The organism is Nostocoides japonicum T1-X7, from assembly GCF_001046855.1.
Taxonomy (GTDB): Bacteria; Actinomycetota; Actinomycetes; order Actinomycetales; family Dermatophilaceae; genus Nostocoides; species Nostocoides japonicum.
This window is the reverse complement of the sequence record NZ_HF570958.1, coordinates 4,967,523-4,983,720: the sequence shown is the minus strand read 5'-3', so window position 1 is coordinate 4,983,720 and position 16,198 is coordinate 4,967,523. Positions and strand designations below refer to the sequence as shown.

The following is a 16,198-nucleotide window of genomic DNA, read 5'->3' as shown; positions in this document are numbered from 1 at the left end:
TCGCGTACGCGGCGTACTCGCGGGTACTGGGGATTCAGTCCAAGTTGCACGAACGGGCCGCGGCCGACCCGGGCCGCGTGTTCGATGATCTGTTCAATCTGGTGGCCGCTCCAGCGTTCCTGCTGGAGGCGTGGCACCGGGTGCGGTTCAAGAACTGTTCAACCCCGCCACAGTACCCATCCAGCGGTACCGCTACCGGGGCAACGCCATCCCCACGCCCTGGTCCAGCAGACCCCTCCACGCGACCTGAAGGACTCATGGAGAGCCCGGTGCCGGGAAACTGGCACGCCGGGTTCGGACGAGCGGCCGGGGGAAACGACCAGCCCAAACGCTGACACCGCGCCCCCGGCCGACTCGTACAACCGTGTCCACTACGTCCGCGACGTCACCTACGACGAAGACCGATCCCAAGCCCGCACGCCACCCTGCCCCACGTCATGACCACCCTGCGCAACATCGCCCTCGGCGTCCTGCGCGCCCGTCACGCCGCCCCCAACATCGCCGCCGCGACCCGACGACTGGGCCGCCCCCTCGACACTCTGCTCGCGATCATCGATAACGCTCAGGTCACACCAGTCACAGCAGTATCAACTTTGAACTGACCCTGGAGCCAGGGCCACCCAACCGGTCGACACGCTGATCCCGAATAGGGCCTAGATCGTGTCCGCTATCCGTTCGATCGGGACCATCGCCGCCGTGGACAAGTACACCGCGACCGCGGTGGTCCCGCCCCCGAGGTCGGACCGGCGACCCGGGCCGGCGCCGCCGCCCGGGTGGCGTGCCCACACCCACACGCCACCGACAGCATCTGGTGCTCGGTCACCTCCACCGCCATCTGCGGCAGGTCGAATACCTGCCGCAGCACCGGCGCACCGACACCGGCGCACCGACACCGGCGCGTCCGGGCCGAGTGCCCCGGCGCACCCGCCGCACACGCTCGGACGGTGTACGACCCTCACGTCCCGGTCGGCGACCTGCGCCAACCGGCCCCCGGCACGGCGAGGCTTCCCCCCTGCCTGCCGCCGGTCTTCTTCCGCACGACGTCGGCGGGGCCTTGTCCGGCCCATCAGTTGAGGGCGGCTTGGAGGAGTTGCCCGAGCCCATCCCCAACCGCCGCCGCAACCCGACGTTCTCCGCCTCAAGCTCCCGGACCCGAGCCTCCAGAGCCGCGATCGTCGCCAGGACATCCTCAAGCGACGCAGCGGGCATACCCAGACCCTACCGACCCACCGGTAACATTAGCCCCATGGCACGCCGGGGTCCTGAACAGTTACCGTCAGCCGGGCAGTTTTCCCTAGTTGGCCCCCCGCCGGTGGACCACCGCATAGAGTTTCAAGACGTGTGACCGCCGCCGTTCGCACGCTGCGATCCACAGACCAAATGGGGGAGACGGGAATAGGATGATGAACACGGAAGTTTCACTTCTCAGAACGGCCTTCTTGGCTGTAAGCATTGCTTGTCTTCTGGGTGCGTGCAGTTCGGGTGGCACATCCAACGTAGCTACGTCGACATCTGCATCCGTCTCAGCGACGGAGGGTAGGTCAGGCTCCGCGACCAGCGAGAGTCCAACGGCGAATAAGTCGTCACGCGCGACGCCGGAGCCGTCGATGACGACTCCGACCGGCCCTAATTCGTCCACCAACGCTCCCGCAACGCAGGCGTCAGTGCTTAATTCACTACCGGGGTCTTCGTCACACGAATGCATTGACGTCGGGAACCAACGCGATGTGCGCTCTGGCGGACTGGGCGCGGGTAATTTCGCACAGGCGAGAGCGCAGTATCGGGATATCGCAACAAAGCCGGGGGCTGCTGTCTCGATGTACGTTATCCCTGCTCACGTCACAAAAATGCCGGGTGTTGCAATCAAGATGACGCCAGTGACCTCGAAGGGAAAAGCGCGAACGGTCGTCTCGCAATCGGTTCAGAGTGCGGATGTATGGAATTACTACGCCATTACGCTGCCGATACCCGCTCCTGGGGTCTGGCGGCTATCGATGATTTCGGGCCCTGACCGGGGCTGTTTCGAAGTGAACTTCTCCGCCAAGTAGGGGAGGCCGCGAAGATCGAGAGGGCGGCGACTCGGCCCTGATCCACCGGCCCGGTTGGTGATGGGTGAGTCGTGATGCGCGGACGGCCCCTGTGGGCCAGGGCCTCGGCAAAGTCGGCCGACGGGGCTGTGATGCGATGTAGGAGCGGGGCCTCCGCTCCTCGTGGCCTCTCCCGGCGGGATGCTGGGAGTTGTCCACGGCTCACGTTGAAGGAGGCCCCTGATGGAAGGGTATGCCGGGAGGCAGTTCGTCGGTATCGATCTGCATCGTCGACGGTCGGTGATCGTGCGTTCCACCTGTGAGGGTGAGGTGTTGGAGACGGTCCGGATCAGTAACGATCCGGAGCGGTTGGCGGCGGTGATGGCCCGGGCGGGGGAGGCTCCGGAGACGGTGCTGGAGGCCACGTACGGCTGGTATTGGGCGGTCGACGCGCTCCAGGCCGGCGGCGCCCATGTTCATCTGGCGCACCCGTTGGGGGCGGGAGATGTTCGAGTATCGGCGGGTTAAGAACGACGAGCGGGACGCGGCCGATCTGGCTGACCTGCTGCGGATGGGTCGGCTGCCGGAGGCGTGGATCGCGCCGCCGGCCACGCGGGAGCTGCGTGAGCTGGTGCGGCACCGGGCCAAGCGTGGACCCTCGTTGGGGTGCGGCCACCCCGTGTCCGGGTTACTGTCGGTCGCTGCGCGGTCGGGCTCCGCCCGAGCCTTGACCCCGACGCCCATCCCGACGTGCGCGCCGCTATCGAAGACCCCCGAAAACCAAGCACCCTAGCCCTTGACACGGCCCCGCTCCAACAGGGATGACCTGCGAAGACGAGGCGTGACGAGCGGCATGTTGCGGGTGGTGGGCGCGGGACTCCCGTGTCCGGGTTGCTGTCGGTCGCTTCGGCGGCCGTGTCCGCGGGCGCCCGGTCGTGGGTGGCGGTCGGTGAGTGGGTCGCCGACGCTGCGCAGGGATCGTTGCAACGTCGCGGTACTGGCTCCGGCCGGCGCCGGCCGTCGGAGTCCACGATCCGGCGGACGCTGGCCGTGGTGGACGCTGATGACCTGCACCGGCGCCTGGGGGCGTGGGCCGCGGTCCGGGTTGGTCAGGTCGGCGGGCGGAGGGTCATCGCCATCGACGGCAAGTCGATGCGCGGCGCCGCGGTCGGGGGACGCGGCAGAGGAGGGTGGGGGATCAAGACCTACGCCGCCATCGATCAACACCGCGGCCTGCTCGCCTTCATCCTCAGCCCCGGCCAGAACGGCGACAGCCCCCAGTTCATCCCGGTCCTGGAGGCAATCCGCGTCGCCCGGCCCGGACCCGGACGACCGCGTCAACGTCCCGACCGGGTCCTGGCCGACAAGGCCTACTCCTCGGCAGCCAATCGGGCCTGGCTTCGCCGACACCACATCCCGGCAACCATCCCCGTCCCCGCCGACCAGGCCGGACACCGCCAACGACGCGGCGCAGCGGGTGGCAGACCACCCGCCTTCGACCCCGTCATCTACCGCGACCGGCGCGCGGTCGAATGCGGCTTCAACCACCTCAAACACCACCGCGCGTTCGTCACCAGGTACGACAAGCTCGCCGTCCGGTACGCCGCCACCGTCCACCTCGCCAGCATCTACTACTGGCTCAAACGACTTTCGTGACAGAGAGTCGTGTCTGAGCGATGCCCTTCCGTGATCAGCAGATTTGAACCTTCGACAAGTCCAATTCTCCTGCTACCCAAGGACATCCCCACGTCGCGATCACACCGCTCACCTCGTCGGTCGAGGCTTGAGCAGCGCGGTGAGCTGTTCCTCGTCGGGCCTCGGCCGGGGTTTGCCGGAGGAGGTCGAACGGTACCAGCCGGACGTCCCGGACCGGCGGTACTCGGTTGTCGGCGGGCTCACGTTCTACGGTCAGTCACGTCCCGGGAAGTGAGCTCCCACCGCATCGATCGGCTCCCACGCCATGGACGGACTCGTCCAGGCAGCAGAACCTGGGACAGATTCGCTCGTTTGCCTGCGCGCCGGACAACGTAGATGGAAGCATCTGCCCAAGGACCAGTTCCTTGGTGCCCATGGTGGACGAGAAGGTTGACACACATGAGATTTCGAACACTCCTTTCCAGTGTCGCGGCCGTGGCCCTAGCGACGCTTACATTCTCAGCTGCACCCTCGGACGCGCATCAGGCCTCAACTCCTGCTCCTAGCGCTGGCGCCATGCCAAGCGCCGTGCCCTCGACAATCACACCCAACGTCGACAACGGTTCCGTTCGGTCGATCGCGCAGGTTGGGAACACGATGGTTATCGGAGGCGACTTCACGAGCATCGGTGGTTCGACCCAGAACTACGTCGCTGCGTTCGATGCAACGACGGGGAAGGTCAGCACCACGTTCAACCCGGCCCCGAACGGAGCTGTCTACTCAGTCATTCCTGGTCCCAACGACCACACCGTCTACATCGGAGGGTCGTTCACACAGGTCGCCGGGAGTGCTGCGAAGTTCGTTGCCGAACTTGACACGAACACAGGCGCACTTGTTCCCGGCTTCAACCCGCCGACTTTCGACTACGGCCAGGTCAACGACCTCAAGACCGTTGGCAATCGGCTTTTTGTCGGGGGGTTCTTCAGCAAGGTGGGGGGAAAGTCGCACCTTGGACTTGCGTCCCTAAATGCGACAACCGGAGCCGTTGACCCGTTCATGAATGTTCAACTCAGCGGCCACCACAATGACTCCGGGAGCGGAGCTCAAGGCTACATCGGCACGTGGTCCTTCGACATTTCGCCCAACGGGGCGAGGATGGCCGTTATCGGAAACTTCAAGAACGCTGACGGCCTGCTGCGTGACCAACTGGCCATGATCGATCTTGACGGCTCGGCGGCCCAGGTCGATCCAAACTGGTCGACGACACGCTACTCGCCGCTGTGCTTCAACTGGGCGTTCGACGCTTACGTGCGTGGCGTGTCGTTCTCGCCGGATGGCTCGTACTTCGTCGTCAACGCGACTGGCGGTGGCAACGCAGGAACTCTCTGTGACGCCACCTCGCGCTTTGAGACAGCATCCACAGGAACCAATATCCAGCCCACCTGGGTTGACGAGACGGGCGGTGACACGGTTTGGGGTGTCACGATCACCGACGACGCGGTCTACATTGGCGGGCATAACCGGTGGAACAACAACCCACTGGGGGTGGACCACGCCCAGCCCGGCGCAGTTCCCCGGCCCGGCCTGGCCGCTCTCGACCCTGTCAGCGGACGACCGTTGACGTGGAACCCTGGACACAACCCTCTCGGAGCCGCGGTCTACGCGTTGCTGGCGACACCCAAGGGCCTCTGGATGGGATGGGACCAGAACTGGATCGGCAACTTCAAGTACAAGCGGCAGAAGATCGCCTTCTTCCCCTACGCGGGTGGCTCAACGCTCGCTTCAACGGCCACCGCGACGCTTCCAGGGACTGTCTACTTGGGCAGTTCGGCTGGCGGCGCTGGCGCGACCAACGTGCTGTACCGCGTGGACGCGGGCGGTTCGGCCGTTCAATCAACAGACACCGGCCCTGACTGGCTTGCGGACACGTCTGATACGGACCCGGGAGCGGCCTACCGCAACAAGCAGAGCAACGCCGCAGGGTGGGGCGCGGTCGGGAGCGTGGATTCGACGGTACCTTCCACCACGCCGTCGACCATCTTCAGTAGCGAACGATGGAGCCCGACGGATAGCCCGCCCATGACGTGGGACTTCCCGGTCAAGGCAGGCACCAACGTCGCGGTGCGTCTCTACTTCGCCAACCAGTGCAGTTGCACGCAGTCGGTGGGCCAACGTGTCTTCAACGTGGCCCTCAACGGCCAGCAGGTCCTGAACAATTACGACATTGTTAAGGATGTCGGTAACGAGACCGGGACCATGAAGGAATTCTCGGTGACCGTTCCCAGCTCTGGCACATATGCCGGCGACGTTGACCTCAGTTTCACGCACGTGACCGAGAACCCGCTCGTGAACGGGATCGAGATCATCAACAAGGACGCCCCCACCCCGCCCGCCAGCGGTAGTGGCACCCTGTCAACGGTTTCGTTCGACGGCACCACTGCCTCACAGCCCCAGTCTTCCGACACCGGCGGCATCAACTGGAGCCAGGTTCGTGGAGCGTTCATGGTTGGCAGCTACGTCTACTACGGCTACACCGACGGCTATCTGTACCGCGCGGCTCTGACGTCCTCGGGCTTTGGAACTCCGCAGCAGGTGAATCCCTATATGGACCCGGTGTGGGACGGTGTGGATACCCACGACGGCACGACATTTGACGGTGCGCTGCCCTCGCTCTACGGGCAGATGTCCAACGTGACTGGAATGTTCTATTCGGGTGGCCGCCTTTACTACACGATGTACGGTGACAGCGCGCTTCACTGGCGCTGGTTCTCACCCGACAGCGGGATTGTGGACGAGACGTCGGCAGTGGCTCCCAGCAGCGTGAGCTTCAGCGACGCCGACGGGACGTTCGTCAGCAACGGGACTCTTTACTACGGGACCAGGTCCAACGGGAATCTCAACAGTGTCGCCTTCAACGACGGAACCGTGTCGGGAAGTTCAAGTGTTGTGAGCGGGCCCGGCAAGGACGGCATCAACTGGACCAACCGTGCAATGTTCCTGTCGAGTGTCGGTGGCAGCCAGCCACCCGTCAACCAGGCGCCCGTGGCGTCCTTCACCTCGAGTTGCACCTACCTGGCGTGTTCCTTCGATGGGTCCAAGTCCTCGGACTCAGACGGAACTGTCGTGTCCTATGCGTGGGACTTTGGGGACAACTCGACAGGCTCGGGTGCCAATCTGTCACACACGTACGCGAAGGATGGCACGTACACGGTGAAGTTGACGGTGACCGACAATCAGGGTGCGACGGGCACGGTCAGCAAGTCTGTCGTTGTTGCTAACGCCCCGCAGAATCAACCGCCAGTCGCGTCGTTCACCTACCAGTGCACGGGGACCACTTGCACCTTTGATGGATCCAAGTCATCGGACCCTGACGGCACGGTGACTGGTTACGACTGGAAGTGGGGCGACTCGTCAGCTGACTCCTCTGGCAGCACGGCCTCGCACACGTACGACGCCACGGGCACTTACACCGTGACGCTCACGGTGACTGACAACGACGGGGCAACGAACCGCATCTCGCAAGACGTCACCGCTTCGACGGTGCCAGCCAACGATCTAGCCTTCGTGGGCGTAGGTCATGGGTCTGGGGGTGTCAGCAAGTTCAAGCAGGCAGCGATCCCCTCTACCGCATCAGTCGGTGACACAGCATTGCTGTTCTTCACCCAAGGGAACACTGCGAACTGGTCGGATCCAACTGGGGTTTCCGGCTGGACTCAGGTGGCTAAGTTCACCAACGCTACGATCACCTCAACCCTCTGGGCCAAGACACTCACCGCGAGTGACTTGGGCGGAACGGTGAGGCTGAACAGCCCGGACAACAACAAGGCAATGCTGACCGTGGCGGTCTACCACGGTGTCGATGCCAGCACTTTGGGGGCACCCACTGTGGCACACGTCGGCGACAGCTCGACTGCGACCCACACGACGCCTTCCGTGTCGGCGACCGCTGGAGACTGGATCGTTTCCTACTGGGCCGACAAGACCGGCTCAACGGATGCCACCGCCTGGACCGCACCCAGTAGCGTATCCACGCGTGACACCACGGTCGATACCGGGACGGGTCGGTACGACTCGTTGTTGGCAGACTCCGGTGCATCGGTGCCCGGCGGAAGCAATGGCGGTTTGACCGCCAACAGCGGCGCCATCAGTGAGAAGACAGCGATGTGGACTCTCGATCTGAGGCCGTCGCACTGACCCGTCGCTGAGCGTTGCGCCCTCCGAGCTCCAGTTCGGAGGGCGCAACGCTGCTCCCGTAGTAGCGGTACGTGGTGTCGTCTGCGACCGAACAATCGATCACAGGACGCGTCTTCAGCAGACAGCACTCGACACCTGCCGCTCGTAGCCCATTGCCGCATTCGAGGGGTCTCAGCTTGTGAGACTCCTCGAGCACCCGAACCGGCCTTGCTCGGACAGCGACCCTTGGCGCGTCGAACATCATTGCCTAGCAGTCGATCCCGCGAGGTCCGTACCGAGGTGCGCTCCATGGAGAATATGGGCGAGTTATCCTGAGTAACCCTTCTTATGCCGACTTGTTCATCTCAACTGTGCTTGGCCGCCTACCCAGCACCCGCTATGGTTCCGCACGCGCCGAACGGACAGACGAGGAAGGACGCGTGTTGCGAAGCAAGAGGACGATGCAAAGGGCAGCCGGATCGCCATCCAGCGACTGGACCAGCCGGTCTCAGGCGAGGAGGTGGCGTCTGACTGCTGCAGTGGTAGTAGCGGTGGTCGGGCTACTTCTCAGTGGCCTCTCCCTGACTTCGGCACCGCCAGCCAACGGAGTGCCGGTTGAGGCGTCGAAATCGGCAGCCTCGACCTCGCAGTGCACCGTCTCGACAAAACTTGTGCCCTCATGTGGCCTTTGGTGGGGCGTCTCACCCGGAATGCTGAAGGATCGGCAACAAGGGCTGAAGGCCTTTGAACAGACCACTGGTGCGCCCGCTGACATCTATCACACCTATCGATTCTTGGGCAATCTGTTCCCGAGTCCACAAGATGTCGCCATCGCCACCGAGCCTGGGCACCACAGGCTGCTTCTGATCGACTACGTGCCCGAAGGCGGTCGTAGTTGGGCCCAGGTGGCAGCCGGCGCCAATGATGCAGTGCTTGACCAAGAGGCGGCATACATCAAGGGTCACTACACGCAGAACTTCTTCATGAGCATCCATCACGAACCTGAAGACGAGGTTCGAGACACGGCTGGATCCGGCTACACAGCCAGCGACTTCGCGGCGATGTTCCGGCACGTCGTGCAGAGATTCAGGGCCGACGGCGTTACCAATGTCATCTATGTATGGAACATTATGGGGCTGCAGGCCCCCGACACCAAGCCATGGTTCGGTCAACTGTATCCTGGCGATGCATACGTCGATTGGGTAGCGGCTGACCCGTATGGGTGTTACAACGCCAAGGTGTGCAATGATTTTATTGGAAGTACAATCAATCAGCGGTTTTCGCCAAATGCTCCCTGGCCTGGCTTCTATAATTGGGCTGTAAAGGCGCACCCTGGGAAGCCCCTTATGCTTGCCGAGTGGGGCGCCTACACGAACACTGGCGAGACGGCTAGGGTCGCCTACTTGAAGACGGTCCTTCCCGAACTACCCCAACTTCCAGCACTGAAGGCCTTGGTCTACTGGGATTCCAAGGATTCGAGAATGGGCGACGTGCATCTTGTCCCCGGCTCCGCAGCGGCTGCGGCGGTCCGGCAGTTGGCCACCTCAAGCCTATTTGCCCAGGCTGTGCCATAAGGGGAATCAAGCAAGGACTGCGTCGAAGTGTCTCAGTGCGTGTTGGGAAAGTTGCGATGTGGGGCGTGACTGGTGTGTCTGATGGGGCCAGTGTGGGGTGGTGTCGTCGTCGCCTCGTGACCGGTATCCCTCGGACCTGACCGATGCGCAGTGGGGTTGATCGCGTCAATGGTGGCGGTCAAGTCCGGTGGTCGTCCGGCCAAGCATCCGCGGCGGCGGGTCGTGGAGGCGATCTTGTACGTGAACCGGACCGGGCGCTCCTGGCGGCAGCTGCCGCATGACCTCCCGCCATGGGACACCGTGTACTGGTACATCCAGCGGTGGGCCGCGGACGGCACGACCGACCGGATCCACGACGCGCTGCGGGATGCGGGTCCGCGATGCCGACGGGCGTGACCCGATGGCCTCGGCGGGCATCGTGAACTCCCAGAGCGTCAAGGGTGCCGACACCGTCGGGAGGGACTCCCGCGGGTATGACGCGGGGAAGAAGACCAACGGCCGCACACGGCATATCGTCACCGACACCCTCGGCCTGCTCCTGGTCGTGATGGTCACCGCCGCCAGCATCCAAGACCGCGACGGGGGACGGCTGGTCCTGAACCGGGCGAAGATGACGATGCCCTCCATCGTCCTGGTCTGGGCCGACGGCGGGTACGCCGGCAAACTGCTCGCCTTCGCCCGTCACCACCTACGGGTCGCGGTCCAGATCCTCAAACGCACCGACAAGTAACCCGCGTTCGAGGTCCTGCTCCGCCGCTGGGTCCTCGAACGCATTCGCTCGGGATCCCGGCGGCCGGTCATCACTGACTGCTTGGGGCCGAGTTCGCCTCTGTCGAGGAGAGGATCGCCCGGCTGCCTCACCACCGCGGGGTGCCATGACCAGGCACCTGTCGGCTCGGTCAGCGGGATGTGCGCAAGGAGGTCGTGGAAGGGATGGCAGGCCCGCCGGGTCTCCTGAAGACGTGCTGAGCACGGAAACCCCATCGTCACCACTGGCCCCACGCCCACTACCCGCAACACACTGCCACTCAGGCCACACTCTCCCAGGTCACAGCCCCATCGACCGACCTTGCCCAGGTGCTGGCTTTCCCATCTGTCTCGCGATCCCCCGCCTTAAAGTTACGTCGGCAGCCAGCCGACGGATTGACGCCCAGCCCTCTCCAGAGTGATCACCCTCCGATTGTCGTGAGTGACCACTTTTCCGAACGAGGCAACTTACCAATCTCTAAGAGTCGTCGACATCCCAATCTATTTGGTCGACCCGGCGGTGTCCAAGTGCGGCCGTGTCGCGAAATAGTCGAGCGGTGCACCCGCGACAAATAGACAAACTCAGAACGATGCCCGTTGAGTTACCTCAGTGTCTGCCAGGCCGGTGCCCGACCCAGCAGTTCCGCAAGCTGGGCGTCGTAAGCCGAGAAGTGCTCCTCGAGACGGCTCCGGCTGTCGCCGGGCATTGGCATGCTGGGACGCGCGTTATGCTGATCGAAACGCCTGGGAACATAGGGCTCTAAATCGAGAAACTCAAGAAGGCGGCGGTACTCCGCCTCTGGGTGGGCGAAAAAGGCCTCGCTCTCCATCACATGGACTTGATTCCTCGGGAAATACTGGTAGGCGCGCTCAAGTTGCTCCACGTATTGACCGCGGTGCCGGTACGCGTGATGCCGGTGGGAATGACTCTCGTACCGCAGGTCTTCGCGCATTCGCTCCTCCTCACCCAGTAAGCGCCCATCCTCAGCGTCCAGGGCTCGATCGAAACTGGGTTCTGTCTCAAATCCTCGGGCGAATTCGTGCTTATAGGCCGAGTATGCGCGCTCGACTGGGTTACGCAACATAGCAACCAGTTTGATGGAGGGGAAGTCTCGGGCGATTCGCTCAAGGGCAAATGGGTGGAACATATAGTACGTACAGGCCTCGAAAGCAACGGGACCGCCGAAATGTTCCGTCCGGCGCCGAGCCACCCTAGAAAGGGGAAAGTGACCGCGGTACCAGGCGAAGCCACGGTAATAGTTTAGCGTGTAGTAGTCGATCCCCTTTTCCACAGGCGGGCGAAGTACTTGCGGGTGCTCTGCCAGAGCCTTGAAGATGGAGGTGGTTCCACATCGCTGTCCACCGATCACCATGAAGGCGGGTAGCATTCGAGCATTCGACGTTGCAACTCCGAATCCGTGGTGCACCGAACGAGCAAGGGGTTGCAGGCGGGGGGGTACGAGTCTACGGAAGTCATTCCGGACGGGCATCTAGAGTCATTCCCTTCAGTTGTTTCTCGGGTTCCGACGGCAGGTTGCGCGTGCTCGGCATGGGCACCAAGAGCATTGACATGGGGCCTCTCATGGTGTAATGCGTGGAACCTGAATGCTTGGATTGACCAAAGGCTGCTGCCCAGCCGTCTTTGCGGCGGACAGCACATCCGGGTTGATGGCCAGTCGGAAGTCGCAGGTCTGTCCAGTTCCGGTATGGTCCCAGAGCCCGATCGCCTTGATTTGTGGGTACTTCTCCAGCACACCAGGTATATTTTGGTACCATTGCGCAGTCTTCGCTGGATCGTCCCAATAGAGGACAGATCCGGCTTCGCTGATCATCATTGGCTTGTTGGCATCGATACCGATCTTCGGGCCTACGGTATGGAACCAGTCGTAGCCAACTCGTATGGCATCTTCAAAAGACTCGTACTGCGATATCCTTATTGGGCCGCCCTGGCACCCGGACTGATTGTAGGCCTCCCAACTGAGCCAGTCGACATAGTCATTTCCTGGCCAGAGTGTAGCTGCCCGCGTCATGGCTGGCTGCCAGCCCATGATCACCCAAACCCAGACTGCGTTCGTTGCGCCAGCCTGCTGAAAAAGGTCATGGACATGGCGCCAAGCCGCGACGAAGTCGGATCCCGTGCCTAGCGCAACCTTTGCTGGTTGATCTGGCTCATGGTCGAACGTTACAAAAACCGGGACGCCGAGCGACGCAATCCCCCGAGCTTGCTCTAGGAGACTGCTGTCGTATTTTCCTGACGCGACCTCAGACCAGCTTATTGAAGTGCGGTCGGCGCTGGCGTAGTCACGCGAGTCGATAGAGATGTGAAGGATCTTGCCTTGGGCCACGATCGATCGCTCATCGTCAGTGGGGATGGTGTCGTTAATATCATGAAAGCGATAAACGAAGGCAAAAGGGCGGCCTGCCTGCGCTTCGGCCGTTGCCAATTCATTTGAATTAGGTCGAGGTGTGGTGACGCCCCAAAGAACGCCACAAGAGGGGACCAATTTCGTGGATAGGGTGCAGTGCGTATGTGCAATCGAGGCGGGTGATTCAACAGGATCATGTGAATTCCTGATTGACGTATTGGGAGGTCCGCTACATCCTGCCGCTAACAGCATCGTCGCTGCCACCATTGAGGCTAGGACTGTGTGGTTTACCCATTTGAGCACGTGTGTTTTCTTGCAAGTATTCGAGTTCTGTGTCGTCATCAGATCCCATGTCCATAACGATTTAGCCAGTCCTGGATCCGCTCGGCGGGAAGACCTGATATTACTGCCAAAGCAATGGGTCCTCGCGGTTCACGCCAATTTGACAATAGTGTCTTCCAGACATAGCGCAGCGCTCGTTTGCGCTCTCCGAGTGCAGCGTGCCCAAAGGCTAGCTTCCCATATTGCAGCGCAGCCCCCGTGCGATCCTGGCGCATTTCCGGATGGTGTTCGAGTAGCCACGACTGCGCTTCATTCTTGTCTCGCCAAGCCTCATTGAAGTATGAGTTTTGTCCCCATTGTATATCGACCAGAGGATGATCTACGTGGGTGATCGGATGGGCTCGAGCGGCACGGAGGAGAAGGTCCCAGTCTTCGGCCATGCTCTGGGGAATGTCTTCGTCCACGAGCCCGAAGCCCTCCAGCATAGCCGCTCGGCGAAACATGAACGACGATGAGTGAAGCATGGCCATCCGCGAGCGCGCCATATCCTGCACTGTGACGGTGTCGGTTCCTGCAAGTCGGACGGTGTCTTTGCCTCGGAAGTTCACCCTCATCGCGGTGGTCACGAAGTCTGCCTCGGGGACTTGTTCGAGCCGTTCTACTTGTGCCCGAATCTTGCCCGGAAGCCATTGGTCGTCATCGTCACAGAACGCCACAAGCTCTGTGTCAAGGGACAGGATTCCGGTGTTTCGAGCACCTGCAAGTCCCGGCGTCCGGGTATTGGTCAACACTGAAACCGAGCGATGGTTGGCGTCTTTGGTCAGTGTGATGTCCGGCTCGCACCTATCGAAGACGAGGGCGACGTAGATCACGCCCTCATAATCCTGCGTGAGAACTGACTCCAGTGCTCTACGCATCAACTCCGGTCGTTTGTGGGTGGCGATTACTACCCCAAGGCTGGGCCACTGCTGCTGCGCAGCCATGTCCACGAGACTCCAATTCCCTTCATTTGAGGGGTGAACGGCGCACTGTCCCACCGAGATCCTCCTGCTGTCGTGTGGCCGGCACTCCGCTTGGCCAGCGGCCAAAAGGTGACGAACTTCTTCTAGTATTCTAAGCAGGAGGTCCCACTAGGCGTGGCGGTTCGGATGGATCCTGGTCGAGCCGGCAGGGAGTCGGCAGGAGGCGAGGCAAGCCTCCGGTAGCAGCGGTGGTAGTGGTGGATGGGGTGTCGGACCTTGCTGAGGTTGGCCTGGTGGCCGTTGACGGCGTGTTTGCGCACCGGCTGCGCCAGTCGCGCTAACCTTGGCCATTCATCGTTTCGACCTGCCTCAACCGCTCGGCTGGCAGAGCGGTTGAGTAGTCCTGCCAGGGGCCGATCGCGGCACGGTCGCGGTCATGGTCATTGAGTGCCCGAGTCGGTGCGCCGGCGCCGAGCGGGTTGGCGGCGCACGAGCGGAGTTGCCGACGGAGGTTCGTCTCGGCGAGGTAAGCAGGTTTCACGGTGCCCCGGGGGGCCGGGACGGCCGCAGACGGGGTGGCCCAGCTCACATGCCCACGAACGTGCTGGCGCGCCGTCGTGATGTCTGCGGGCAACTCTCTCGCGTCCGTTTTCTCATTTCGCTTGTCGCTACTCGCCCTCCGGGGCACCATGAGTCGGGGTCGGAGTACCTATCGACCAGGAGCAAGGAGGGGAGTTCACGTGTCGCGGGGTGAGGCGCCGATGGCGCACGTTCTTATCATTGTGCAGAACCTGCCGGTCCCCTTGGATCGGCGAGTCTGGCTGGAGGCTCAGGCTCTAACCGCCGCGGGATACAAGGTCAGCGTCATCTGCCCGAAGGGCCCTGACGATGCCAGCCGAGAAACCATCGCCGGCGTAGACATCTACAAGTACGCCCCGGCCCCTGAGGCAGACGGCTTCTGGGGTTTTGCATTGGAGTTCTCCTACAGTTGGCTTCGGACGGCAGCGTTGTCCGTCGAGGTGTGGCGCCGGAAACGCTTCGACGTGATCCAAGCATGTAACCCCCCAGATACCTACTGGCTCCTCGGTCGTCTGTGGCGGCATCGAGGCGTAAGATTTGTGTTCGACCAGCACGACCTCAATCCGGAGTTGTTCATCTCCCGATTCGGGATACCGAAGGGGACCATTCGACGTTTACAGCAACGTGCGCTTCTTTGGCTCGAACGGCGAACTTATGCTACTTCTGACCATGTGATCGCCACGAATGAATCGTATAGGGCGATTGCCATGGCGCGAGGCTCCTTGGCGGAGGATTCCGTGACTGTCGTTCGGAGCGGCCCAGACACTCGAGCGATGCGACCCGTGCGGCCCGCAGGCGTCGGACGGCGTGGCGGGGAGTCACTCCTAGTGTATCTGGGGGTCATGGGTCCCCAGGACAATGTGGATGTCCTCATCGACGTGACTGAGGAGTTGGTCCAGCACCGCGGACGGACCGGGGTTCGTGTTGCTCTTCTCGGCTTCGGGGACTGCCTGGAGGATCTCAAGCGGGAGGTTGAGCGTCGCGGCCTCGAGCGCTGGATCGAGTTCACGGGCCGGGTCGGAGCATCCGAGATTTCGGAGTATCTCAGTTCTTCCGACATCGGACTGTCGCCGGACCGCAAGACCCCGCTCAATGACGTCTCCACGATGAACAAGACCATGGAATGAGGTTTTCTCACCAGGCGCGGGGCCATTGGGCTGAGGAGCCTGTGATGCCAGTGTGACTGGCGTGTCACAAGGTACACGTGGGGTCCCGTGGCCCAGAGTCGGTTTCGACCAAGAAACAAGCCCGACCAAGGACCCCACGTGCTGTCGTATCGTGCCACCCTCGATGTCCCGACCCAGACTGTTGCCCGCGTGTCGCGCTGGATCCAGGCCCACCGGCATCGGGTCGACGCCCGGCCCTGGCAGCGGGCCGCGACCTGCTGGACCCAAGCCGTGCTGGTGCTGCGCTGGCTGATCGATGGCACCGACATCCACCTGCTGGCCCGCGACGCAGGAGTCAGCCAGGCCACCGGCTACCGGTACCTGCACGAAGCGATCGACGTCATCGCCGCCCAGGCCCCGGACCTGACCGAGGTCTTGGCCCAGGGCCGGCAGGCCGGGTGGGCGTTCGTCGCCCTGGACGGCACCCTCATCGAGTCCACCCGCGTCAACGCGAAATCCGCTGCGGGACACGACCTGTGGTACTCCGGCAAACACCACCACCACGGCGGGAACATCCAGGTCGTGACCGACCCGACCGGCTTCCCGATCTGGACCTCCCCGGTCGAACCCGGCTCCACCCACGACATCACCTGCGCCCGAGCTCACGCCTTCCCCGCGCTGTACCCGGCCGCCGCGGCCGGCCTGCCGACGCTGACCGACAAGGGCTACACCGGCGCCGGGATCGGC

General features: G+C 62.7%; 13 protein-coding genes. 9 read left to right on the top strand and 4 right to left on the bottom strand.

Annotated features, from left to right (window positions below; all coding sequences use genetic code 11):
- Positions 1-437 precede the first annotated feature (437 nt).
- Entirely contained in the window at positions 438-602 is a 165-nt protein-coding gene (locus tag BN12_RS25930; protein ID WP_200901283.1) for a hypothetical protein, read from the top strand.
- Between the two features lie 217 nt (positions 603-819).
- Here BN12_RS25930 and BN12_RS26780 read toward each other — a convergent pair whose 3' ends face one another.
- Complete coding sequence (locus BN12_RS26780; protein ID WP_235432506.1) at positions 820-1,209, bottom strand: DUF6444 domain-containing protein; 390 nt, start codon at positions 1,207-1,209, stop codon at positions 820-822.
- A gap of 1,061 nt (positions 1,210-2,270) precedes the next feature.
- Between BN12_RS26780 and BN12_RS22550 the strand changes: the two genes are divergently transcribed.
- The 6 genes from BN12_RS22550 (at position 2,271) to BN12_RS23525 (ending at position 10,139) form a co-directional block, all read left to right on the top strand.
- Positions 2,271-2,555: a hypothetical protein gene (locus BN12_RS22550; protein WP_053080008.1), complete on the top strand. Its 285-nt coding sequence runs from the start codon at positions 2,271-2,273 to the stop codon at positions 2,553-2,555.
- Between the two features lie 354 nt (positions 2,556-2,909).
- Positions 2,910-3,683 (top strand): IS5 family transposase, encoded by a 774-nt coding sequence (locus BN12_RS22545; RefSeq protein WP_083454876.1) that lies wholly within the window; start codon positions 2,910-2,912, stop codon positions 3,681-3,683.
- Positions 3,684-4,238: 555 nt separating this feature from the next.
- Positions 4,239-7,856, top strand: coding sequence for a PKD domain-containing protein (locus BN12_RS22540; protein ID WP_162233131.1), 3,618 nt, complete (start codon positions 4,239-4,241; stop codon positions 7,854-7,856).
- Positions 7,857-8,545: 689 nt separating this feature from the next.
- Positions 8,546-9,409, top strand: a complete 864-nt coding sequence (locus tag BN12_RS24870) for a glycosyl hydrolase (RefSeq protein WP_162233130.1) — start codon at positions 8,546-8,548, stop codon at positions 9,407-9,409.
- A gap of 168 nt (positions 9,410-9,577) precedes the next feature.
- Positions 9,578-9,805: an IS5 family transposase gene (locus BN12_RS23530; protein WP_053080177.1), complete on the top strand. Its 228-nt coding sequence runs from the start codon at positions 9,578-9,580 to the stop codon at positions 9,803-9,805.
- 22 nt (positions 9,806-9,827) lie between these two features.
- On the top strand, positions 9,828-10,139 hold the full coding sequence (locus BN12_RS23525; RefSeq protein ID WP_162233129.1) for a transposase: 312 nt from the start codon (positions 9,828-9,830) through the stop codon (positions 10,137-10,139).
- A 619-nt stretch (positions 10,140-10,758) separates the two neighbouring features.
- On the opposite strand, the gene BN12_RS22525 is transcribed toward BN12_RS23525, so the two are convergent.
- The 3 genes from BN12_RS22525 to BN12_RS24120 all read right to left on the bottom strand — a co-directional run bounded on the left by BN12_RS22525 (position 10,759) and on the right by BN12_RS24120 (position 13,787).
- The gene (locus tag BN12_RS22525; RefSeq protein ID WP_200901282.1) at positions 10,759-11,544 is read right to left on the bottom strand and encodes a sulfotransferase family protein; all 786 of its coding nucleotides are present in this window, start codon (positions 11,542-11,544) and stop codon (positions 10,759-10,761) included.
- Positions 11,545-11,736: 192 nt separating this feature from the next.
- Positions 11,737-12,864 (bottom strand): glycoside hydrolase family 26 protein, encoded by a 1,128-nt coding sequence (locus BN12_RS24865; protein ID WP_157635634.1) that lies wholly within the window; start codon positions 12,862-12,864, stop codon positions 11,737-11,739.
- A complete protein-coding gene (locus tag BN12_RS24120; protein ID WP_083455076.1) occupies positions 12,864-13,787 on the bottom strand; it encodes a glycosyltransferase family 2 protein in 924 nt (307 codons plus the stop codon). The genes BN12_RS24865 and BN12_RS24120 overlap by 1 nt, the downstream gene beginning before the upstream one ends.
- A gap of 719 nt (positions 13,788-14,506) precedes the next feature.
- Between BN12_RS24120 and BN12_RS24115 the strand changes: the two genes are divergently transcribed.
- Positions 14,507-15,472, top strand: coding sequence for a glycosyltransferase family 4 protein (locus BN12_RS24115; RefSeq protein WP_235432504.1), 966 nt, complete (start codon positions 14,507-14,509; stop codon positions 15,470-15,472).
- A 138-nt stretch (positions 15,473-15,610) separates the two neighbouring features.
- Positions 15,611-16,198 (top strand): transposase family protein (locus tag BN12_RS22515; RefSeq protein ID WP_048554682.1); only part of this gene is annotated, 588 nt, incomplete at its 3' end.